Genomic DNA, 23,521 nt, shown 5'->3' with positions numbered 1-23,521 from the left:
TCGGATGGCACGTGCCCGGCTCGCCGATACGAGGTGCTGGTATGCGGTCCGGCCGTCCGCCGGCGATGTCACGTCGTGGATTCGGGCAGGTAGCCGTGTGCGATGAACAACCGTGTGAAGTAGTGGCGCAGCATCGGCAGGGACTGTTCCTGCGACTGGAACTCCGCGCCGCCGAAGCGCACGACTTCGTAGCCGGCTAGGTGCAGTTCCCGATCTGCGGCCACCATCTCGGCGTAGCGTCGAGGGCTTGCCCGCCCGTCCTCGTCGGCGTAGTGCTGCTTGCCGTCGCACTCGAGGATGAGCCGCCAACGGCCGCGCATCAGCAGCAGGAAGTCCATCCGCTGGCGTGGTAGCGGTCCCGGCTCGCGCCGCTGGGCCCGGGTGTAGGGGTCGTAGTGCAGGTAGACCTGTGGAATCAGCGCCGGCAAGTCGAAGCCGTGTTCGCGGAGCAGCCCGCCGTATGCGCGGAACACCTGCCGCTCCGGGCCGGGTGGGTCGGAGGGCTTGCGGTCGCGGTCCAGTGAGCGCCGCAGACGCAGGTACAGCTGCCGGCCGGCCTCTTGCTCGCTGGTCCCCGGCTCAGCGTGGGTTTCGGTCCACCAGGTGACCAGTTGCCGCCAGCTCAACCCGCTGGGGTCCAAGCCGCGGTCGTAGACGAGGCAGAACTCGCCGTTTTTGCTGATCTCGATGGTGTTGCTCACCGCGTCGGTCAGCACCAATTCCGGTTTGGGACCGTCCGCGGCGAAGATGAGGTTCTTGAACGGCGAGTCGACTCCGGTACGTCGGCCGGCGTGCACCTGGAGCAGCCCCCACAGCCGAGGGCGGTAGTGCTGCTCGACGACACGTGAGCCGAGCTGGCACAGCTGGTCCAGGGTGTAGTCGCTGGTTCGGCTGCGCACGTACGCGCGCTTGCTGGCCATCGCCTCGTCGACGTCGCCATCTTCGAGCCCGAGCGCCCGGCAGACGTCCGGGAGCTTGGTGGCGCTGACCTGCCACAACGTCTCGGCGATCTCGTCGCGCAGCTGCATGGCGTCCGTGCCACTGCCCAGGTCGTTGTGGGCGAAGGGGTCGGCGAGCACGGGTGCGATGCTCACCTGGTGTTTGTCGCCGTTTCCCCACTTCCGGACCCGATCGAATTGCGCCGCGATCACCTGCAGATCCGCCGGCCGGAACAGCCCGACGAACGCGGGATGTACGCGCAGCACCACGGGAACGGGCGCGGGCTCCCAGGGCACCGATTGCCCGATCTCTGCCTGCTCGGCTAGTGACAGTAGCCGCGCCGCGTGCTGGTTCCCGGCTTGGACCAACATCTGCGACACGGTGGCGAGTTCCTGGCTCGTCCGGCTATCCACCGTGTCGTCCCTTGGGCACGGGTGTCACTGTAGGCGAGGACACCGACACTGGCCTGGTGCCTGCGTCCCGGTCATGAGTGGTACCGCTGGTGCAGGCGGTCGAAGAACGCGCCGAGCAGGTGCTGGGCGGCATCGTCGTCGGCGAGCTCGGCGCCGCCGAAGCGGTATACCTCGTACCCCTTCAGGCGAAGGTCGCGATCTGCGCGCATCATGTCGGCGTACTGGCGCGGGTTGGCGCGGCCGTCAACGTCGGCGTAGTGCTGCTTGCCGTCGCATTCGATGACGACGCGGGCCCGGTGAGGCAGGAGCAGTAGGAAGTCCATGCGTTGACGTGGGAGCCGGCCGGGTGCCCGTCGCTCGGTCGCGGTGTATGGGTCGTAGTGCAGGTAGACCTGCGGGATCAGCGCTGGGATGTCGGGACCGAGCCGGACGTAGCGCTCGGCGTAGGTGCGCAGGATGCGCCGTTCGGCGTCGTTGTCGTCGAGCGACTGGTCCAGCCTTCGATAGAGGCTGCGTGAGATGTCCCGCTCCGGCTCGCCGGTCATCCCTTGTCGATCGGCCCACCAGTCGGTCAGCTCGGCCCACCTCAGGCCGTGTGCGCCCAGCGGCCGGTCGTACACCAGGCAGTTGTCGGCGTTGCGGACGAAGTGCAGGTCGTTGTTGACGGCATCGTCGAGCACGATCTCCGGCTTGGGCCCGAGCGCGGCGAAGATGAGATTCTTCATGGAGCCGCGCACGCCGGAGCCGATGAGGCGGTAGTCGAAGATCGGGGCACCGCTGATGGCATCGACCTGGACAATCTCGTAGCCGTCGTGGATCAGTACCTTGTTGATGAAATCTCGAAGCTCTTCGACCTCGGCCAGGTTGGTGCGGACCTCGGGGTGCAGCATCTCAACGAGGAAGGCCAGCAATGCCTCATCGTTGTCCGCCAGCCCAAACCGCTCATCGGTGAAGACCCAGTCGTCCGGCCAGTCGCATGGGTTGACCACACGGTGCTGCACGATGTCCCGACCGGCGGTGTCGTAGCGCGGGTCGATGCTCGGCATCTGCTCCAGCGGGTAGAGCCGGGCCAGGAAGTCTGGCTCGTCGAGGTCGCCGCTCCAGTGTGCCGTGGCCATGGCGGCGAACCCCTCGACCAGGCGACGGCGGGTGACGTGGGTGATCCGGCCCGTCGCGGTCGCGCGCTGTATCGGCGAGGACATCATCAGACCCGGAGTGTACTGATAGCCCCCGACGAGCCGCCCGTAGCGCAAGTTTCGCAAGGTCGTAGACACTGGCCTACCTGAGGCCGTACGACGTGTTCAGGTGAACCACTGCCTCCACTGATCCTCGGGGGTGGGGTTGTTCAGGACTCGGTCGATGGTGGGTACCGCCGGCTGCTCCAGCGCTGCGTCGACGATGGTGAACCGCGTCGGCATGACCTCGCCCCTCCTCCAGCGGGCGCCGAAGTCGCTGATCGTGCCAGTCTGAGTATCGCGCTCGTTGTCGTGGACACGGTTAACGAGGCCGTAGGTATGCAGCTCACGGGCGCTGCGCCAGGTGTTGTCCTTCAACCCGAACTGGCGGCGGTGTTCCTTCACTACGTACACACCGTCCCCCGTGTGAGCGAGGGGGAAGGACGCCCGTCGGGCTGAGAGTGCGAGGAAAATGGCGATCTCGGTGTTGGTCAGCGCGAACACCCACAGGCTGGTGAAGAAATGCCGCGAGACGCGCACGCCGCGCTCCGGCACCGTGTACTTCGGCCGGTTGACCGGACTGCTGGCCTCGGACAGCAGCGTGATCCGGTTGAGATCCCGCCGTCCGGGGCGGCTCTTGTCCGGGCCGATGTCCACCAGGTGCTGCTTGTCGAGCACGCGCAGCGCTTCCTTGATCTGCCGACCCCGCAGTACGCCGGCTTCCCGGTAGTCGGAGCTGGTGTCGGAGAGCACCACCTTCTGCCAGCTCTTGATCGGCGCGTTTGCCTCCACGTCCTCGAATGTGCGGTCGACGCGGGCCCGCTCCCCGCGGCGGTACCGACACTGCGCGTCGAAGAGCATGAGCAGCTCCAGGCGAAGCGGCAGCCCTCTGGCGGGCACCAGGCGGGCCAGGGCCGGCCCGTGATCGGCGCCGGGCTGCTGCTGCAGGAACTCCGGCCGGATGAAGATGTACTCGGGGCGGGGCCCTGGGGTCTTGCCGTCGCGATTGCCGCCGTACAGCCAGAGATCCTCCAGGTTTTGCCGGACCTCCTCGTGCAGAAGAATGCTTCCCTCGGGCCCATCGCAAGCGCTGAGCAGCCGGTCGTTGATGGCCGCCCGGGGCGGCCGGGCCGCCCTGGGGCGACCCGGCGGCACCGGCGAGTTGACGCTCACCGTCCACCCCTCAGCGCACGGACGAACCGGGTGAGTTGGGTGAGTACGTCGATGCAGTGGCGGCGAGTCCGCGATTGGCGGGCGGCCAGCGCCAGGACCGCCACCAAGACGACACCGAGCGACACCACCATGGTGGGGAGGGTGATCAGCAGGACAGCAGCCGCCCATCCGTGCTGGTCATCGAGGCCGAGCATGTGTCATTCTCCATTCGGTACGGGCTCCCGCCCGCCGTCCAACTTCCAACGGTCGATGGTGGGCGGAAGCCCCATTTCCGGCCTGCCGAACAGCAGCGCCAGATGCAAGAGTGACGGCTCCACACCGGGTTGTCTCGTTGCCGATCTTGAATGCCGTGTGCCCGCTGACCACACCAGAAGTGCTACGGAAGTAGCGGAGACGTTCTGGTGTGGTCAGCGGGTAGAGGTGAACAGGCATACAAGTGCTTCTTGATCAACCCGGGATTCGCTCGCCCGGCCCAGGGCTGCCCGGCCAACAGCCGTCCGGGCTCACCTCCCGGCCCAGAATCGCGCGACGCCCGCGCGGTGCCTGACGGGACGGACGACTGGCCGTGGCGATCATCGCTGAGGCCAACCAACGAGAAGGTGGTCGGGGCGCGGGGATTCAGAACCGCTCGCGGAGATACGACGGGTGTCTGCAGGCACATCGTGGCCGTTACAGCTCGCCGAGGATCCGGGCACGTTGCTCGGCGTGTTCACCGTCGCTGATCACGCCCTGCTGGTGGAGGGCGGCGAGTTGGCGCAGCCGGTCCACGATCGGGGTGGCCAACGGGGTTGTCGGGTCGGGGTGTGGACGCGTGACAGGGTTGTCGGGATCCATCCCGACAACGCCCCCGGCGGTGGGCGGGGCCTCCGGTGGGGGTGGGGCGTCGACGGAGCGGGCGATGCTCCAGAAGTCTTCGTCGACGGCGGTGCTGCTGCTGGCGGCGCTGATGAGGTGGCGCAGAGTGTCCGGTTCGCAGTGGAGGACGTCAGCCAGGCGGCTGGCGTGGGCGGCGGTGGGCACGTGACGGCCGGCGAGGATGTCCGTCGTCACCGCGGTCGCGATGTCCGCCCGGGTGGCTAGCTCGGTGGGGGAGATGCCGTCGAATTCGGCGTAGACGCATAGGTAGCGTGCCAGGGCCCTACGGGTGGGTGGCGCTTGGGCGTCGATCGTGGCGACGAGGAGCCCGAAGCGGATCCGTCGGCGGGTGGCGGGCAGCTGCGGCAGGTCGATGATGGGTGTCGTGCGCAGGCCGGGCGCGGCGAGAAGTTCCAGCGCGACGCACTGGCGCGCGTACTCCTCGCGGATCGTCGCGATTTCCGCGGCGATGCCACGCACCCTCAGCAGTTCCTCCCTGACCTGATGGAACTGCACCTCAAGCTGATTGGCTTGGCGGACCGCCTGGTTACGGGCGTTCTCCGAGGTCCGCAGGTTGCTGACGTGGCGCTCGGTCTCCGCGCGCAGGCGTTCCTGCAGGCGTGCGACCTGGCGTTGCAGGACCGAGATGGCGGGTTCGCTTTCCGGGACGTTGCGCAGCCCGGGCTTGCCCGGCGGGCGGCTGACCGGACCGTCGTAACCATCGGGCAGTTGACCGCGGGCGCACTGGTACCAGCCGGCGGCGAGGGCGCGGATGCCGGCGGTGTCGCAGGTGTCGGGAAGGCAGGCGATGATCAGCTCGGTCATCTCCCAGGTCGGCCCACGGCGGTAGCGGCTGAGCTGCTCCGATAGCTTCTGCCGGTTGAGACCGGGGTAGTGCAAGCCCCGGTTGTGGGCGTGCTCGAGGACCTTCGCCTGCCCGCCGAAACCCAGGTAGTCGGTGATCAGGGATCGCACGTAGAGGGTGTACTCGGCGGCGTCCGGGTTGGCGGACCGCGTGCGGATGGTGTCCTCGTCGACGGTGTACGGGCGGGCGTTGCGGCGCGGCTCGCGCTGGCCGGTGCTCATGCGGTCGGTCGTCCTTGATGCACGAGGGTGGTCCCGACAACGACCGATGTTGTCGGGAGTTGCTCCGGACCTCTTTCCCGACATTAGGGACGTCGAGGAAAGTTATCCGCGCCGATCGGTGCTGACTGGCTGGTCGGTCAGGGTGCTCCGCGCCGCTTGGTTGCGCCGGGTGAGCGCGGAGCACCCGCCATCTATACATCATGCGAGAAGGTGGTGACAGAGTGCAGCCCCGAACGAGCTTCCAGCGAGTGTCGGCCATCCTCAACGCACTAGGTGTGCGGGCCTGGCGCGGTTCATCCGGCGCAACCAGCCGGCCAACCCGACCGGCACGCCACCACCCCAAGCACCGTCGTCCACGGCCCTGGCCGAGGCGCCCACGACGGCGACGTCCCTAAGTCTGGCGGCGGCGCCGAGCAGTTGAGATAACCACCGATGACGCACGCCGCCCCGGCGAATCGCGAGGCCTTACGTCTCCGCGCTGACCGCCGAGGGCGGCATGCGGTAGGAGAGGGTTATTTCATCTCTAATCGCTCGTACATGCGAACGGGGTATAGCTCGACGCCCAGGGCTACTTCGAGGTTGGCGAGGGTGCGCAAATCGACGTACCGGTCTCCGTTGAGCGCTGAACCGATGGTCGGATGACTTAGGCCTGCCAACCTGGCGAGCTCTCGGTTGCTGATGGGGCGTCCGCGCATTTCTGCGGCGAGGCGCCGCGCGAACTCCTGCGCGTAGTGCGCGCTGCCGGGCGCGTCGGGACGAAGGGTCGCCTCGGGCCAATGCCCGTTCTGAACGTAGGTGTTGGGTGCGTTCTCGCCGTGGCTGCGCGCCACCGTCACCCCTCCGTCGAGCCGTCCATGTCTCTCGTCAGGGTGTTGATCGGTGGGCGAGGGAGGCGCCTCGACACGCGCGGTAAATTTATTTACCATTCGTGATGGTGATCTTCGGGTCCCGGCTGGTCGGGTTATGCCCCTTGCGATCCTGGGCCTGTGAGCCCTCGGGCGAGATCGTGCACCCGGCCAGCCCCAAGCTGCAGTTCTAGTAGCGGAAACCGGGTGGTCATGGTGTTTTACGCGGGCCTCGACTGGGGCGAGAGTCACCACGACATGGCCGTGATCGACCGCAGGGGTGATCTGGTCAGCCACGTACGGGTGGCCGACGATGTCAACGGCCTGTCTGAGTTGCTGGGCGTTCTCCGGGCGGTGAAGAGGAACCGGCGGGCGATCCCGATCGGGATCGAGACTGGGCAGGGGTTGATGGTTGCGGGCCTGCGTAAAGCTGGCCAACCGGTGGTGGTGCTCAACCCGACGCAAGTCGCCAACTATCGCAGCCGGACCGCGGTGCAACGGAAGAAATCTGACCGCGGGGACGCCCGGCTGCTGGCGCACGTCTTGCGGGTCGACGGTGACGCTCACCGGCCCGCGCCGACGCTGTCAGAGCAGGCGGTGGCGGTGCGTGATCTGACTCGTGCACATCGACTGACTCAACGCGCCGGGCTGCTGCTGGCCGGGCGGCTGCGATCGGTGCTGCGGGACTACTACCCGGCCGCCGTGACCGCCTGGGCGCACCTGCCCGGCGGCATCACCCGGCCGGAGGCTCGATTTGTCCTGTCCGCCGCGTCCACTCCAGCCCGCGCCGCCCGGCTGACCACCGGACGCCTCGAAACGCTACTCACCGCGGCCGGCCGAACCCGGCTCATCACCGCCGAGGCGGCCCGCCTGCACGCCCTGTTCCACACCCGCGCCCTCCGCCAGCCACCAACGATCGAAGAGGCGATGGGTCAGCACGCCACCGCGCTGCTCGCCCAACTCGACGCCATGCTTAAGAGCGCACAGAGCCTGTGGACGCACGTTGACATCCTCGCCGAGCGACACCCGCACACGCCGATCTACCGATCCTTCCCCGGCCTCGGCCCAGTCCTCGCGGCCCGGCTTCTCGGCGAACTCGGCGATGACCCCGCCCGCTTCCCCAGCGCCCGGAACCTGCGCGCGTTCTGCGCCGCGACACCGATCACCTGGGCCAGCGGCACCTCCCACAAGGTTAGCTACCGCCGGAAGTCCAACCCAATTCTTGCCGAGACCGGACACCTCTGGGCATTCTCCGCACTCACCTGTAGCCCTGGCGCGCGCGGCCTCTATGACCGTCGCCGCGCTGCCGGCGACCGTCACCCCGCGGCGCTGAGGCGCGTCTACGCCCACTTCCTCGGCGGCCTGCACTTCTGCCTGCGCACCGGCACCTCATACGACGAAGGTCGCGCCTTCCCCACCACCGAACCCCAAAGCACCGCGACTGTGGACGCATAAGCCGGGAGCCGGGACGACGCCCAGGAGCACCCCGGGCCCACGAGCCCTCACGCGGGAAAGGCGACCCCGGTTCCCTCTCGCCAACGACCGCGTGGCCGCGCGGCCGCCCGCGACCACGCATCTTTGCCACCTGGACTGCACTAAGGAGCCCTCCATGCCTGGTATGCAGCGTGTCGCCATACCCGCAGCAGATGAAGACGCGGATAGGCCGCGGCGCAAGCGCGGCGTCGACGGCCCGGATACCCGGTCCACGGTGCCGACGTGCGACACGAGCCGACGTAGGGCCTCGGCCAGGGCGGCGGGTTCGGCGTCGGGGTCTTTCTGTTGGGCTGAGGTCTGACGAGGGGCAGGGTCCTCGGTCATTGGCGGTCCGGGTGTCGGAGGGGCAGTGCTTCCTGGTCGTCGTGGGCCCACTGCTGCACGTCGGCCCACGACAGGCGCAGGGCGCTTTGGCTGGCAACGATCTGCTGCCACAGCCGGCTGTGCGGCCGCCGACGACGGTCGTCGTGGGTGGCGGAGACCTGCTGTACCCAGCTCTCCTGGGCGGCGGCGGTCCAGTCGCCCAGGGCGCATCGCACGAGGGCCTGATACAGCACGGCGGGGGAGTTGCCGTCGTAGCCAAAGGTGTAGCGCGGCTCGTCTCCGGGGTTGGGCACCGGCTGCGGCGCCAGGAGCGTCCCGTCTGGGCCGGGGGTGAGGGCGAACAGGCCGGTGGCGGAGTAGGTCTTGTCGGCGGCGATGACGGTCTGCGCCGTCCAGCTGGCCGGCGGCATGCTGGTGGGCCACTCGATGAGCAGGTGGTCGGCGATGCCGGCAATGCCGGCGGTGAGGAGCGCTACCAGGCGCCCCTGCGGGTCGCGGTAGAGCTCGACCAAACGTTCGCGGGCCCGGTCGAGCAGTTGGTGGTGGGCAATCGCGGCGTCGGTGGCGTCCTCGGTGAGCAGGCGGACCAGCCGACGAGTGGGACGGTCCGGGTCACCGTGGGCGTCGGCCGGGGTGAGCCGGGTGAGGTGTCGGCGGTATTCGTCGTGGATTGGGCCGTGTGCGTCGGGCCAGCTGTAGGTGACGCAGAAGGTGTAGACCCGCTCGGGGTGGGTCGCGGCGAGCTCGCCGCGTAGCAGCAGGATCGCCTGACGCAGCGCGTCGCCGTACGGGTCGTCGGGGCGCCAGGGCAGGTCGGCCTCGACTTGGGTGAGCCGGTCGAGTTCGTCGGCGGCGGCCTCGGGGTCGAGGTCGCGGCCCGCGGCGACGGCGGCGCGCTGCTCCGCCACGGCGGGCCAGGTGGGCGGCTCGGGAGCGGCGGCGAGATACCAGCCGTCGCCGGTGCCTGGATATGTCAGCGCGGTGGAGACGTCGCGGTGCACCGCGCGGGCATCGCGGGCGAGCAGGGCGAAGGCCTGCGGGTAGGTGGTGTGCACGGAGTGCTCCAGCGCGGCGGTGAGCCGGGCGATGGCGGCGGGCCACTCAGTGATGGTGTCAGGGATGGGTAGTGGGCGGACCTGTTCGAGCAACCGGACGGTCCGCATGATCTGCGGGGTGGTGGTGCCGGCCCACCACAGCGGCACGGGCCGGCCCAGTACCCGGGCGACCTCAGAGGCGAACAGCGAGCCGGCATACTCCGGCGCGTCTGGGCGGCGCTGCCGGCCGATGACGGGTCGCCGCATCGCGGCGACCGGCTCGCGCTCGCGCTCGGGCAGGAATCGACGCAGCATCGCCGGCAGCGCTGGTCGTGCGGGGTCCGGTGCGCGCTGTGCCTCCGCCTCGGGGTTTTCGGGCATCCGCCACAGCTCCAGGTGTGGGTACGGCCCGTCGGCGCGGGGGTCGAGCAGGAAGGGCTGTACGACGACGGCGCCGGGGCGGCGGTCCGGATCGAGCCGGGCGATGGCGGCGGCGGCGATGGTGTCACGGCTGACGTCCTGCCCGACGTAGCCGACGGCGTAGATGACCGGCTGGCCGGCGCCGTCGAAGATGGTCACCGCCGCGGTGTGCCCGCGGGGCAGGTCGACGTCGCCGGACCAGATCACCTCGGCTGGCTCGGTCGCGTCAGGCCAGCCGTACGGCCACACCGCGTCGTCGGGCACCGTCCTGCCGGTGGCGCGCAGCCACCGGTCGATGGTGGCGGCGCTCCACACGTCGGCGCCGTCGGGGTCGACGCCATCGGGCGCCGGTAGCCGGCGCTCGCCGTGCAGTACCCGCAGCCGCTGGGCGCTCATCCGCGCCCGGCGGGCGAACTGCGCCAGGGTGTGCGAGCGGGAACGTGTCATTGTCATGCCTCAACCCTCCTGTTGCGAAGAAGGTAACAGTCCAGTCGGGACACGCCAACCATGCCGCGCTCAAAGAGCAACACGGCGGTGTCAATCACCTACCTTGCGGACTCCTCGCCGCCCTCTGGCGGTCGGCGGACGAGCCGCCGGAGTTAGGTCCGAGAACCAAACATTCTCGGACCTTACTCAGTGGTACGACTCTGCCCACAACACCGCGACTACCCACGGCGCACTCAAGCAGGGCTGGTCCGATGGTGGGGGTGTATTCCGGAGTCGGGGTAGAAATTCACGGCTCCCGCATAGAGTTCTGCGTGGGTTAGGGTCGCGTCATACCCCGCGCGTGAGCCAGCCCCCGTCTGTGCCAACCGCCCCACACTCCGGTGATGGCCCCGCGTGGTGCGCGCTGAGGTTTGAGCTGGGCGACGGCGACCTCGCTCGCACCTCCACTGTGGAAACCTTAGGCCGACGACACTGCCGACGCCCTCTGGCCGATGCCGCCGGCCTCACCGGTGGCCTACCTGCCCGGCCTGACGATGCGACATTCCCTGACCTGCGCTCGGGCAACGCCAAGACCGACGCCTGCGGCGCCTATGTGATCGCCGACGCCGCCCGCGCCCTGCCCCACCCCCTCGCCGAGTGGGAGATGCTCGTCGGCTACGACAACGTCGCTGGCAGGGCCACCCGGGTCTCGGCACGCGCGGTGACGCTGGCGGGCGGCCGTCGGGCAGGTCGGCTGCCGTCGCTGTCCCTCGGATGCGTTGTGGTTGATGCGGTGTTCATCGGCGGTGCATTACGCAGACCACTTTGCCGAGGATCGTCGCGTGGTCACCTGGGATGATCGGGTGGTAACGGCTGCGGGGGACGAGTTCGATGTGACCGTCGCGGCTGCGGTACTGCTTGACGGTGGCCTCACCGTCAACGAGGGCTGCGACGATGTCGCCGTTGTCGGCTACCGGCTGCTGGCGTACCACAATGACGTCGCCGGGGGAGATGTCGGCCTCGACCATAGAGTCGCCTCGCACTCGCAGTGCGAACAGGGTGCCCCGGCCTACCAGATCCGACGGCAGGGAGAGCATCTCCTCAATGTGCTCCTCGGCGAGGATTGGGGTGCCTGCGGCGATGGATCCCAACAGCGGCACACGCGTACCGGAAGCGGAGCCGGATTGGGCTCCCGGAGCGCCGACGGAGCTGGGTCGAGTATCGACCGCCCGCGCGCCACCAGAGGCCCGCCGCAGCAGGCCACGTCGTTGGAGGACCTTCAAATGGTGCGCCACGGAGGACGGGGAGCCTAAACCGACGGCCGCGCCGATCTCGCGTACCGTTGGTGGGTAACCGTGTCGCTCGACCCATTCGTGGATCGCGTTGAGGATCTGTTGTTGCCGCTTCGTTGGCGAGGGCGGATCCGGTGACGAGCCGAGAACGGTCACGTTTGAGACGGTACCCGCAATCTTCGATCACCTGTACTAACTAGGGCGTGTCGAATCGCGTGGGCGGTGTGGCCGCGGCGGGATGTCGAGACGCGTGGCGCGTGGGTGTCCTGCAGGCGTACGCCGGTCACGGTCGTGGGATAGAGGTGGCCCCGCGGCCATTGGAAGCTGCTGAACGCCGGGAGGCGACCGTAGCCCGGATCGTATCGCCAACGACCAGCCGCCTAGTACAAATGTGCGAGTAGCGGTTTATGTCAGCTCCATGTGTCACCATCTGTCATCAACGAACAGCTGACTGTCGATTTCGTCTAGGTGGCAGATTTCGTGAGGAGGATGGCCTTGGCCGAAGATGGGCAGGCGCCCGATCTGTTCACAGTCGAGGACGCATCGCCGGATCAGTCGGCTATGGAGATTCGCTCCCCGGCTACGGACGCGTCGGTGCGGGCGAGGTGGCGGGCTCTGGTGCTCACCGATCCAGTGGCCCGTCTGGTCCGCAACGCGGCCCATGCAGGCATCGATGATGGGGTCTACGACCTGCGGCAGTTGGCTCTTGCAGCGATCGACGTAGCGGTTGCTTCGATGGGTTTCGCTCGGCAAGTCACGCTGGCGCAACTGGTAGACGCCGTGGCCGGATTGGCGCAGCTGATGGACGGCCATGGCAGCCCGGCGAAGGCGATCGAGGCTGCGCGATGGGTCATTCGGGGCTTGCTCAACGATGCCGAAAACCAGAGTAAGTTCGTGTACGTCTTTCACGACGTCAGAGCGGTGCCGCCGCGCCGCGAGGAGTACCCGTTCAAGCTGCTGTCGTTGCAGGACAGCCCGTCAGGGGCGGTCGTGCAGGCCTCGCCGCAGGCGGTGATGCTCTACCTCAATGGCCTGAACCTCGACGTCGACGACGCCGAGGAGGCACTGTCGGTGGTCCTGCGCCGCCAGCTGGAGGATCGCCGTTTCGAGGCCGCCGGCCGGACGGCCGAGACAGCCGAACGCGCGTCGGTGGCGATGTCGGCCACCCTGGCCGACATCATCGAATCCACCCGCCGCGACGTGCGTTCCGCTGATTGGCTGGTGGATGTGCCGACTCGACTGGCCCGCGCTCGGCGGCACGTGCGGATCAGGATCGAGCAGGACGGCGACGTCATCGGTCACGTCATGTCGGGCATCGACGCCGAGTCCGACGCGGCCGTCCGGCGTGCATCCGGCGAGTTGGTCCAGACGTTGCAGCGAATCCGTGACGTCCACCTTGATCTCGCGTCGCGGACCGCCGGGGCGCGAGAGGTGCTCCAGCAGGCGCAGCTGCGCCAGGTGTTCAGCCGGCCCGTACGCCTTCGGCTGCTCAACGTCGAGCGGGAGCTGTTCGAGCCGATCCTGACGATGACGGCCGCGGAGGCGCAGACAGTCGGCGAGGCGTTCAGCGACCGGATTTTGGGCTTCCGGCTCCCGCGAATCCTGCATCTGGGTGATCTGGTGGACGCTCTGCTCGCCCCGACCCGGCAGGTGACACCGGTCGAGTACGTGCCGGAGGATCCCGGCGACGCCGATGAGGCCGACGCGCAGGCATACCCACCCGCAGTGATCGCGGCGGCCACCAGGGTCTTGCGCCAGGCCGAACTCGAGCCGGTACCGCTGACCCAGCTTGTCGACGCCGCCGCGGCTATCGACCCGGAGGAGGTGGGCGGAGCGGTCGAGGACGTGATCGAACTGGTCACACTCGCCGCCCTATGGGCTTACGCCCCCGACCAGCCCGAACCGGGAGACAAACCCACCGCCGGCGTCGACGCCCTGCTCGGGGCGCTCATGGCGGAACGCACAGGCCAGACGATCGACCGGCCGACCGTCTGGGGTAACCAGCTGATGATCTCTTCGACCGAGGTGAGTTCGTGAACGTTCCCCTGGAAGACGTCCGGCACGCCGCCGCCCTGGTCAGCTTCGGGCTGCGCCACGGAGCCAAGCCAACCGACGGCAATCCTTATGGCATGCTGCTGCACCGCTACCGCACCGAGGCGGCGTTTCGTGACACCGTCGACGTGCTTGCCAGCGGCTTCGGCCTCAGCGTCCTCGGGACACCGGCGCGCACCGGCATCGTGGTGACGACCCAGCCCGGAAGTGTCTTCGCGATCCGGACCTCCGATCTGCGCAGCACCACCATGACCCCGGACGACAAGCTCGTGGCCGGCCTGATCACGCTCGCGATCGCCGCATACGCCTTTCCCCACGCCCGGGACCTCGACAGCACCGACGTCAAAATCATCGAAGTCGTTGCCTTGGACACCTTCATCCGCTCCGCCGTCGAACGGGTGACCGCCACGACCGGCGACGACGGCAACGACGCCCAAGCGCGACGCGCCGCCGACGTTTACGACCGGATGAACGCGTACGCGCCCAAGGCCAACCAGCCCGGCCCCGCGAAAGGCTGCACGCAATGGGCCATCGTTGAAGTCCTCGGCTGGCTCGTCGACCGCGGCGCCGCCCGCCCCGCCCCGACCATGGGTGCCACCACCTACCAGCTCACCGACAGGTTCCGGCTCCTGGTCGCCGACATCGGCGGCGGCGAAGCTCTCGAAGCGCTGCGCCACGCCCGACGCGACATGAAGACCGCCTGATGGCCGCCCCCGCCCGGCTATGGAAGATCCACCGGGTCTATCTCGATCGCATCGGCGCGCCCGCGGCCCGGTTCCGCAACGTGTGGCTGGAGTTCGGCAGCCGCACCGGCAACCCGCTCGACACCATCCTCTGGATGCGCAACGGAGGCGGCAAGTCCACCCTCATTGCCCTCATCTGCGCGTCGATCCGGCCCGCCCGCACCGACTACCTCGCCACCGCGGAGACCGGCCGTCACCTCGAGGACTGCGTGCTGGGCGCCGACACTGCCCACATCGCCATCGAATGGCAGGACCCCGAGGGTCGACGTATGGTCACCGGCGCCGTCTACGAATGGGCAGACCGTGTCCAGCCTGCCGACCCGAACGCCTCATGGGAACAGCTGCAACAACGCTGGTATGCCTTCACTCCCATACGGCAGGCCGCCGAGATCGACCTACTGCCGTTTGACGATGTCAATCAGCACCCGACGACGCTGAAAGCGTTCGCCGACGCGATCACGGCGCTGCCACTCGAAGCGGAACCGGTCGTGGTCGAGTACAAAGATCAGGGAAAGTGGACCAGCGCGTTGCAGGATCGCGGTCTGGACCCCGGTCTGTTCACCGCCATCCTAAAGATCAACGCCAGTGAAGGTGGCATCGAGAAGCAGTTCAAGTTCTCCACCACCGACGACTTCGTGCGCTACCTGCTCAGCCTGGTCGCCGACACCACGGCGTCGCGCAAATTGTCCATCATGCTGGGCAAGCACCGCACCAGCATCGCCCGGCACCCGCGGCTGCGTACTGAACTCGACTTCACTCAAGAAGCCGTCGAGCACCTCAAACTACTCAAGGAGGACCACCAGCGACTGAAGGAAAACGAGAACACTCGCACCGACAAACGGCGCCAAGCAGGGCGCCTGGCCGCATCCTTCGCCGAGACAGCCACCCAAGCTCGCACCCAGATCACTCGGCACCACGAGCAGGCCGGCCAGCACCGTGACCGCCAAAAACAAGCCGCCGAGAAGACCGACGCCTACGAGCATCTACACCGCGAATACCTGTGGTGGGTAGCCGATCTGCGGCACACCGCCGCTAATGCCACAAGCGCGCAGGCCGACGAGGTGGTCACCGAGTGCCGCCGGATACGTCAGGCATGGCAACTAGTTCCCACCGTGGTCCGGCACGCGCAGGTGGTCGCGCGTCTCGCCGGCCTGCGCGACCAGCAAGCCCGCGACGAGATCGACGCCGCGCCCGCCCTGCATGCCTACCAGCATGCTGCCGCCCAGCTGATCGCAGTGCTGCAACGGTCCCAACACGAACTCGAACCAGCGATCGCCGCCAACGACGAGGCCGCCACCACCGCTGAACACGAGCAGAGCACGGCCCGCGACAAGGTCCGCGTCGCAGATCATGAACTCGGCGCCCTAGCCGCCGAGAGCGACCAACTCACCGGCCGCCTCACCATGTTCGAGAAAGCCGTCGCCCGGGCAATCGAGAATGGGCACCTGCCAGCCGACGCTGATCTGACCGACACGCACGCGGCGTGCGCGGCCTCCCACTCGCGCCTCGTGCACCAGATCGACGTCGAGCTACCGAGGGCGACCGCTGAGCTAGCCGAAGAACGCCAACCCATCGATGCTGAACACGGCGACGTCAATGAACGAATCACCGGGCTTGGAACCGCTCTACAAAAGCTTGAAAGCGAACGCGGACCCCTGCTTGGCCAGGTCGCCCGGCTCAGCAGCCACCCCCGGCTCACCCTGCTGGGCCAAGCCGACACCGTCGACCCGGTCGCCACAAACCGCACCCTGCAACAGGCACTGACCGACGCGATCATCGCCATTGACCGCGAGCGCATCGATCTCGCCGTCGAAGATGCCGACGACCGGCGAGCCCTGCAATCGCTAGCCCAGCAACCAGGACTGCTCCCGGCATCGCTCGACCTGGCCCGCGCCGTCGACGTCCTGCGCGAGCACACGATTCCCGCCACCACCGGCTGGCACTACCTCGCCGACGCGGTACCACCTGCCTCCTGGCAGCACGCCATCACCATCGCACCGTCACTGGTCGCAGGCTTGCTGGTCTACGACGCCGACAACCTGGACACCGCCCGGCAACACCTGGACGCCGCCGCGCTCACCCCCGGCACCACCGTGCACGTGTCCACCACCGGCGCCCTGCAAAATGCCATCGACACCGGCGCGACCCTGGTGAACGGCTTCGTCGTACCGCCGGCAGCAGCGCTCTTCGACCGTGATGCCGCCGCGACTGAGGTCGAGCGCCGCGAGGCCGCTAGCGCAACCCGCGCCGGCCACATGCAGCAACTTCAGCTCGCCCGCGAGAGCGACCAGAATCTGGTCCACGAACTTGCCGTCCTGGCCAACAACTGCCCTCCAGGCCATCTTGAGCACCTCGCCGCTGAGCACGAACGCATCACCGCTGGTATCGCCGCGGCCCAGCAACGCCACGCCGAACTCAGCGCGCTGCGGATCGACTTCGATGCCCGCACCGTGGAGCTGAACCAACGGCGGACGCGAGCAATAAGCGAGGAAAGGATCATGAGCTCCCGAGTTCAGGTCCTCAGCGGGTTGACCGACCAACTACCGGCCATCACCGAGATTCGTGCCCGACTGGCCCATATACCTGCAGCGCGCGCAGAGCACGCCGCTGCGCGAGCGACCGCGGTGATCCAAGAGCAGGATTACAGCAGCGCCGCACACCAAGCGAGAGGCGCCGCCGACCGTGATCGGAGCATCATCTCGGGCCTCCAGCGCGAGGCGGCCGGGCTCGTTGACGCGGCCGGTGATGCGACCGCTGATGCCGGCGCCATCTCGCTCGCGCAGGCCCGAAGTGCTTTCGCTGCCGCTCGCGAAGCCCACCAGCTCCGGGCATCGCACAACGTGCTGGCCGCCAAGATCGATGGCCTCGCGGACCAGGCGACAGGCCTAGCCGCCGCCATAGGTGAAGCAGCCGAAGACGTGCAGAAACTCGCCAACGACCTCGCGGCAACCCCCGCCGCAGCCGACCCCGTCGTGACCGCCCAGCACGCCGCCGCCGCCGAGCACCACGAATCCGAGGCAGTTGGCGAAGCAGCCGTCAAGCGCAACGACGCCAAGCAGGCCCGGACCGCCCTGCAAAAAGCCATCCTCGACCGCCCGGCCCACGGCGAGCTGATGCTGCCGGTCACCGAACCCGCCAACGCCGGCCACGCCCAGCGCCTGCAGGCGGACGCTGAGGAACAGCAGGAACTGCACCGTTCACAGCAGCAGACTGCCGCTGCGGCTCTTGCCGACTTTAAGAAGACGATCGAGCGCCTGACCACCGACGCCGACCAGTTCGACAACCTCGCAGGCAGCCTCTACAGCGACGACGAGCAGTCCATCGACGGCGCCGAGCCGACCACCGCCTACGCGGGCACCATCACGAGCGCCATGACCGAGGCCGAAGCCGTGCGCAGGGAGCTCGGCAAGGCCGATCGCGGTGTTACCACCGCCCGCATCACCGTCACTGAACGCGGGCACGCCATCAGCCGCTGGGCCGGCGAATCCCGTTTCGCCACCGTCTCCACCGAAGTCAAAGGTCGATTCACGAGCGGCGAACACACCAGCGGCCTCGCTGAGGAAGCCGATCACCTCACCGCCGAGATCACCCTCTACCGCGCCAACCTTCAAGGCCAGCTCGATGAGGTCGAGCAGGACAAACAGATCGTCGTCTCCGCGCTATGCGAAGAAGCCCGAAGCGCGCTGAAAATGCTGCACCGTGCCCAAACCCAAGCACAGCTGCCGCCCGGACTCGGAGAACATCTCAAAAACCGCCGATTCCTCGACGTCGGCCCCAAACACAGCGTTGACACCAGCCCCGCCGTCGTGCGCAGCCGCATCAGCACCCTCGTCGACGGCCTCGTGCAAAGCGAAGCCAAAACGCAGCCTGACGGCAAAACCTTGACCTGGCAAGCCGTCTCCGCCGCAGTCGGCGGCCCCGGCAACTTCATCGCCCGCGTCCTGAAACCCTCCACGAACCTCGCCGACGAACGCGAACCCGTCGAACGCATGGGCAAATGGTCCGGCGGCGAAAAAGTCACCATCAGCCTGCTGCTGTTCTGCATGCTCGCCCGGCTACGCGCCGCCAGCCGCGGCACCGACCACCCCGGCCTCGGTGTCCTGCCCATGGACAACCCGCTCGGCACCGTCAACTACGTCGCGTTCCTCGACCTGCAACGACGCGTCGCCGCCGCCAACGGCATTCAGCTCATCTTCCTGTCCGGGCTCGCCGACATGCGCGCCATTGGCCGCTTCCCCAACATCATCCGCATGAAGAACACCCACAATCACGGCCGCACCTACGCCCAAGTTAACGACCGCGACGTCAGCGAAGACACCTTCGCCGCCGCCATCACCACTGCGAGACTCACTCTTCCCCTGCAAGAGAGCCTCTTGTGACCAGCTTCAGCCCGCTGGCCAGCCACCTGGCCGCCACCGTCGCCGCCCACCGCACCGCCCGGATAGCCCTCGGCGCTCTGCGCACCGCGGCCCATGCCGCCGACCTGTCGCTCGCCGGCGACCCCAACGCCCGTCGCAAATTGGCTGCCGCGCTCGACGAACTCACCACCGCCGGCATGATCCGCGTACCCGCCAAACGCGCCGCCTGGGACCACACCGTCCAGCCCCCACTACCCACCTGGGTGCAACGCATCGCTGCGAGGCAACCTCCAGCATCCGAACCGGCGGCGGTTACCACCACCTGGCACGCCCGACTCGCCTGGGCTGCGTCGTTCGTCACCACCGAACGGCCCACCGACGCCGAACTCGCACTACTCCACGCAGCGAACCGCTACCTCGCAGGACACCGGCCAACCGATATCGTCCCGATGAGGGAGCGCTCCTGGGAATTGCTGCACGATGAGAAGGCACTCGACACCATCAGTCGGGGAAGATTATTCGCAAAGAACCGCCTCGCCCTGGCGGACTTGCATTGCGAGCGCATTCCCCTGCCCGTCGTCCAATGGCCCGTCGGCGACGGCCCCGCCGCACTCATGGTCGAGAACCACACCACCGCCCACAGCCTTGCCCGCTGGCTACCCGCAGAGGGGTCCGTCGGGACCGTCATCTGGACTGGAGGCAGTCAGCTACCGCAGATCCTCGCCTCCCTGCCTTCAGACTGGACAAGCTCCCTGTACTACTACGGAGACCTCGACCTGCGCGGCATTGAAATCGCCGCCGACGGCGACCACCACGCCCAGGCCCTCGGACTCGGACCACTCGCGCCAGCATCAAATCTGTACAAGCTGCTATTGGACACCGGCACACCAATCAAATCCAAGACCCGTACGCGACTCGTCGCCGCCGACCACGCCATCCTCGACTGGTTTCCATCCGACCTACGCGCGCCCATTGGCACCATTATCGCGGCTGGCCTACGCATTCCCCAGGAAGCAACCGGTAGAAGACAACTCGCGAACATCGAACCCCACTGCTTCGACCCGCTGCAACTGGACGGTCGCTTGCCATCGGCGGAGGTGCTGTTTCGTTAGCGGTATTTCCGGCGATCTTGGTTAGTAGGTTTCAGCGGCGGGGAAGCGATTCGCGCCGTCCGGGCCGATCTCGGGGAGCGCCCCCGGCGAGTGTCTGAACCCACGCAACAGGACAGTCGGCGGCGGTGTAATTTCCTTCGGCGAGGCTTCACTAAGCGCAAGGAGTCTGCTCCGTGCCAACCTCTCCGAAGGCGCTGTATCCGACGCTGTCGCGCGGCCCGGAGGCGCCAGCCGAGCTGTGTCCCGCGATGAGCGGTACGAGGCGCACGCGACAGAAGGGATCCGGGGTGGCCAAAGGCGACGGAGGCGGGGTCGGCAACGAGCGGGGAGCGGCGCACCGCCGTGGGCTTGCAGTGCTGCTGGCCGCGCGCGGCCTGGCCAGTTTTCCGTTAACGCTGCCCGATGGCTCTAAGTTCACGCCGCACCGCCTGCAGTTCGAGTCTGATCAGCCCACCGACGACGTCATTTGCACGGCGACTTCGGGCGCGCGGATGTACGTGTCGGCCAAGCGAAAATGCGGCGACGACGACCAGAACCTGGGCAAGACCGTCAGACAGTGGGTGGCCCAGACGGTTTCACTGCGCGGTGGTGACGTCCTGGCACTGGCTACTGCACGCCTGAACGGCGTTATGGAGCACATCCGCGACGCGCTCAAACGCCACCACCAGTACCCTGACGCCGTCGGCCCGGTCGATGAGGTGGCGGCGCTGAGGGCACTAACCACCAGAATCGCCGCCGCGACCACCGACCCAACCCTGCAGACGCAGGTGCTGGACGCCGCCTTTGTGCTGGTCAACGAGTCCGTCGAGGCCGGAGACGAGGGCTTCGAGTTCGCCGCGGCTTTGCTGGAGGGCGGCGTGGTCGGTGTCGGAGAGGGCTTCGCCGCGGCGCAGGCCCTGTCCGCTGCCTTCGGCATCCAGGCGAGCAAGGCGGCCGCCAGCAGTCTTAGCGACTGGGTCCAGATCCTGCGCGCGGCGAAGCTCACCTTCCACGCCGACCGCCGGGGCCCAGCCGGGGCGGCCGAGCACGCCCGCCAGCTGGCCATCGAGGGCTACCGGGACCGGCTCGCCGGACAACTCGGCCGCGTCGATCTCGCTTTGTTGGCCGAGGATGTTCCGCCGCTGACGGTTGCGGGGCTGCCCGCAGGACTACGCGTGGCCATCAGCATCAAAGCCGGGGACGTCGACGACATCGAGTCGCTGCTGGCGGTCGCCCGCCGCTGGCCGCGCCTGCTACTGACTGGCCTGCCCGGAATGGGCAAGAGCACCGCGTTACGGCAGTTGGCCGCCCAGTGGGTGACTGCCAGCGGTACGCCAACCCCGATCCTTGTGCCGTTGCTGGAGGTCGCCGCCCAGTGTCGCACTGCCGGCGACGTCACGCTCAGCGTGCTGTGCCAGGTCGCGGCTGCGTCGGCACCAGCGGGTCAATACGAGGATCTCGTAGCTGAACTGGAGGCGGAGTGTCGGCGCGGGCAGGCCGTCCTACTCCTCGATGCCTTCGACGAGTGCCCCAACCAGGCGGTCCTCGCCGATGGCCTCCAGGCAGTCCTGGATGCTCTTCCCGCACAGGTTGGCGTCATTCTCGCCACCCGCGACAGCGGCCAGCGCGCCGTCGGCCGGCTCGGTCTGCCGATCGCAGAGCTTGTGCCCGCCCGCAACTTGGAGCAGGTGCTGTACGAACTGCTTGCGCACGTCGCTGCCGCCCGTCAGATTGAGCCGGCCCAGCGCTCCGGGTGGCTCGCTGACCGGCACCGCTGGCTGCGTGCCGTGCGCCGCGAGCACCGCGACGTCGGCCGGGTCCCGTTGCTTGCCACCTTGATGACCATGGAGATGGCTGGCGCGACCAGCGCGCCCGCCGCACAGGGCCAGGCGCGCTTGCTGTACTCCGCCATTCAGCACAGCATCGAGCGTTGGGAACGCCACCGCCCCCAAAGCCTGGGAGGTGACCCCGCTCAGCTGCTCGACGGCTACGCCGTGCTCGGGACACTGCTGACCGACAAGGGATCGGCCAGTCGCGCCGACGCCGACCAGGCGCTCAGCGCGATGCTGGGCCAGCGGTGGGGTATCGGGGCGCCGGGGCTCGCCAGGGTATCCATCGATCACATCTTGCGGTTCTGGGACCAACACGTAGGCGTATACGTTGCCGGGACGGACGGAAGGATTACCCCGCGCAGCCGGGTGTTTGCCGAGATTGGCGCCGCGATGGCGGTGAGCTGGCTCACCGACGACGAGCTGACCGCATGGATCGACACCTTGCTGACCAGCCGTAACCGTCGGGCCGCCGTACTGTTCGCCGGCGAGCTCGATCCGCGAGTTCTGCCCCTACTGCTGGCCAACGGGACCGTCCACCGAGGTGCCCGCGCCATAGCAGCCGCCGAGCTAGTCGAGCGCGGCGCTCTCCTCGATGACACCCAGCAGCGCATGTTGATGGAGCTGCTGGACACGGCCGCTACATCGGCCATGGAGAGCTCCGGCCACGAGAATCCGCAGAACTGGACCTACGTGCTAAAGCTGGCCGCTCTGAAGCTACCAGCGCTCCTACGGAAACAGCGGCGGCAGTCGTTGGGCTCGTTGTGCACCGCCGAGCCGGTACGGATTGTGGCCGCGGCGCTGACGGCCCTCGCCGACGCCGCCGCCGACCACCGGGAGCTAAGTCCGGCCGAGGTCGCGGCCGTCCGGACCGCGCTCACCGTCCATTCCCCCGACGCGATGCCCGCAGCCGTTCGCACCACGCGCAGCTACAAGGTGCTGCTGCCCGGGAACCTGCACATCGCCAGGTCCTCGGTGGACCACCTGTCCGTGCTCGGCGACGACATGGTCCCGTACATCTGCGGAGTGGCTCGGCTGGGCCGGCTGGGAACGTACTCGGACATCGCGGCGGTCCTTCGCGACCGTGGCTACCATCCGCCCCTGTCCTCGCGAGAACATAACGCCAACCTGATTACACAGATGTTCGGTGGCCCGCTGGAACACGGCACCCACGTCCTGCCGCTTCTACAAGCCGCCAGGGATATCAGCCCACCGCCTCTCGCCGAGATCTCCGTCCACGACCGGTGGCGTTTACCCGAACTGTGCACCTTGGTGGGCCTGATCGGTCTCACGACGGCCGACGCCGGTGGCTACCTCGCCGCCCGCACCGAGCCGGCCGACGTCCTGATCGGGTGGCTGACCGCAGTAGCAAACGCGGCCGGCCTCGATCGCGGCGCCGTCGCGGCACAGGCGCAGGCCGCAATCGACGAACAGCAACGGGGGGAAGACCCGTCCGTCTTCGACATCCTCACCGTCCCCACAGACGAGCATCTGCCCGCCATCGGTTCCCGCCGGCTGACTAACGCCGACCGACAAGCGCTCCTGACGGCACTGAACGCGGATTCGACCTGGATCGCGGAGTCGGCCGCCCGGATTTTGACGACCGACGCCCACCTTGCGAGCCAACTCCATCAGCAACTCCCGCAAGTCGGCCCGCAAAGGCGCGAGCACCTCGTCAGCTTCATTCGCGCGCACACCGACCGGCTGACGCCTCTGCCCGGAGCTGACCTCGATGGCCCGATCAGCGAAAGCTGAATCAGTCTCCGCGGCGGGAGGCCAACGATCTAGCCGTCAAGCCGGACTCATCGGTTGGAAATCAGCCGATGGCCGACGGTCAGCCTTCCGCAGCAAGATCATCATGGTTACGCCTCCCCTCCCCGAACGTCTCGGCTTCACAGCGGCAGATCGAGGCTGTGGTCACCGAGCGGGCTCGCCGCGGTCGCCTATGTGGGCGATTGAACCTGTGTTGGGA

At 68.0% G+C, this 23,521-nt stretch carries 14 protein-coding genes and 1 pseudogene; 7 read left to right on the top strand and 8 right to left on the bottom strand.

From position 1 onward, the window contains the following. Nucleotides 1–68: 68 nt before the first annotated feature. The 6 genes from QCZ28_RS12560 to QCZ28_RS12535 all read right to left on the bottom strand — a co-directional run bounded on the left by QCZ28_RS12560 (nt 69) and on the right by QCZ28_RS12535 (nt 6,471). On the bottom strand, nt 69–1,352 hold the full coding sequence (locus tag QCZ28_RS12560; protein ID WP_279516822.1) for a hypothetical protein: 1,284 nt from the start codon (nt 1,350–1,352) through the stop codon (nt 69–71). A gap of 71 nt (nt 1,353–1,423) precedes the next feature. Beyond that, complete coding sequence (locus tag QCZ28_RS12555) at nt 1,424–2,554, bottom strand: hypothetical protein (protein ID WP_279516864.1); 1,131 nt, start codon at nt 2,552–2,554, stop codon at nt 1,424–1,426. 99 nt (nt 2,555–2,653) lie between these two features. Beyond that, complete coding sequence (locus QCZ28_RS12550; protein WP_279516821.1) at nt 2,654–3,700, bottom strand: hypothetical protein; 1,047 nt, start codon at nt 3,698–3,700, stop codon at nt 2,654–2,656. Then, a complete protein-coding gene (locus QCZ28_RS12545) occupies nt 3,697–3,894 on the bottom strand; it encodes a hypothetical protein (protein ID WP_279516820.1) in 198 nt (65 codons plus the stop codon). The genes QCZ28_RS12550 and QCZ28_RS12545 overlap by 4 nt, the downstream gene beginning before the upstream one ends. A 475-nt stretch (nt 3,895–4,369) precedes the next feature. Then, nucleotides 4,370–5,641 (bottom strand): hypothetical protein, encoded by a 1,272-nt coding sequence (locus QCZ28_RS12540; RefSeq protein ID WP_279516819.1) that lies wholly within the window; start codon nt 5,639–5,641, stop codon nt 4,370–4,372. A 512-nt stretch (nt 5,642–6,153) separates the two neighbouring features. After that, entirely contained in the window at nt 6,154–6,471 is a 318-nt protein-coding gene (locus tag QCZ28_RS12535) for a helix-turn-helix transcriptional regulator (RefSeq protein WP_279516818.1), read from the bottom strand. Between the two features lie 228 nt (nt 6,472–6,699). On the opposite strand from QCZ28_RS12535, the gene QCZ28_RS12530 reads away from it, so the two are divergent. Next, nucleotides 6,700–7,941, top strand: coding sequence for an IS110 family transposase (locus QCZ28_RS12530; RefSeq protein ID WP_279516863.1), 1,242 nt, complete (start codon nt 6,700–6,702; stop codon nt 7,939–7,941). 359 nt (nt 7,942–8,300) lie between these two features. Here the strand turns inward: QCZ28_RS12530 and QCZ28_RS12525 are convergent, their stop codons facing one another. Beyond that, nucleotides 8,301–10,211, bottom strand: a complete 1,911-nt coding sequence (locus tag QCZ28_RS12525; protein ID WP_279516817.1) for a hypothetical protein — start codon at nt 10,209–10,211, stop codon at nt 8,301–8,303. Between the two features lie 503 nt (nt 10,212–10,714). On the opposite strand from QCZ28_RS12525, the pseudogene QCZ28_RS12520 reads away from it, so the two are divergent. Further along, nucleotides 10,715–10,902: pseudogene (locus QCZ28_RS12520) on the top strand (transposase); the annotation flags it as partial. Between the two features lie 79 nt (nt 10,903–10,981). Here QCZ28_RS12520 and lexA read toward each other — a convergent pair. Continuing rightward, a complete protein-coding gene (lexA, locus tag QCZ28_RS12515) occupies nt 10,982–11,632 on the bottom strand; it encodes a transcriptional repressor LexA (protein ID WP_279516816.1) in 651 nt (216 codons plus the stop codon). Nucleotides 11,633–11,965: 333 nt separating this feature from the next. Here lexA and QCZ28_RS12510 point away from each other — a divergent pair, with 333 nt between their 5' ends. The 5 genes from QCZ28_RS12510 (at nt 11,966) to QCZ28_RS12490 (ending at nt 23,304) form a co-directional block, all read left to right on the top strand. Beyond that, on the top strand, nt 11,966–13,513 hold the full coding sequence (locus QCZ28_RS12510) for a hypothetical protein (protein ID WP_279516815.1): 1,548 nt from the start codon (nt 11,966–11,968) through the stop codon (nt 13,511–13,513). Between the two features lie 92 nt (nt 13,514–13,605). Then, the gene (locus tag QCZ28_RS12505; protein WP_279516814.1) at nt 13,606–14,232 is read left to right on the top strand and encodes a hypothetical protein; all 627 of its coding nucleotides are present in this window, start codon (nt 13,606–13,608) and stop codon (nt 14,230–14,232) included. Continuing rightward, on the top strand, nt 14,232–18,650 hold the full coding sequence (locus QCZ28_RS12500) for a hypothetical protein (protein WP_279516813.1): 4,419 nt from the start codon (nt 14,232–14,234) through the stop codon (nt 18,648–18,650). Before QCZ28_RS12505 ends, QCZ28_RS12500 begins: the two co-directional genes overlap by 1 nt. After that, entirely contained in the window at nt 18,647–19,741 is a 1,095-nt protein-coding gene (locus QCZ28_RS12495) for a Wadjet anti-phage system protein JetD domain-containing protein (RefSeq protein ID WP_279516812.1), read from the top strand. The genes QCZ28_RS12500 and QCZ28_RS12495 overlap by 4 nt, the downstream gene beginning before the upstream one ends. Before the next feature lie 173 nt (nt 19,742–19,914). Continuing rightward, nucleotides 19,915–23,304, top strand: coding sequence for an NACHT domain-containing protein (locus QCZ28_RS12490; protein ID WP_279516811.1), 3,390 nt, complete (start codon nt 19,915–19,917; stop codon nt 23,302–23,304). The last annotated feature ends 217 nt before the right edge of the window (nt 23,305–23,521 follow it).

It is taken from the genome of Micromonospora sp. DH14, assembly GCF_029809455.1.
Classification (GTDB): Bacteria; Actinomycetota; Actinomycetes; order Mycobacteriales; family Micromonosporaceae; genus Micromonospora; species Micromonospora parva.
This window is presented reverse-complemented; position numbering and strand designations above follow the sequence as displayed.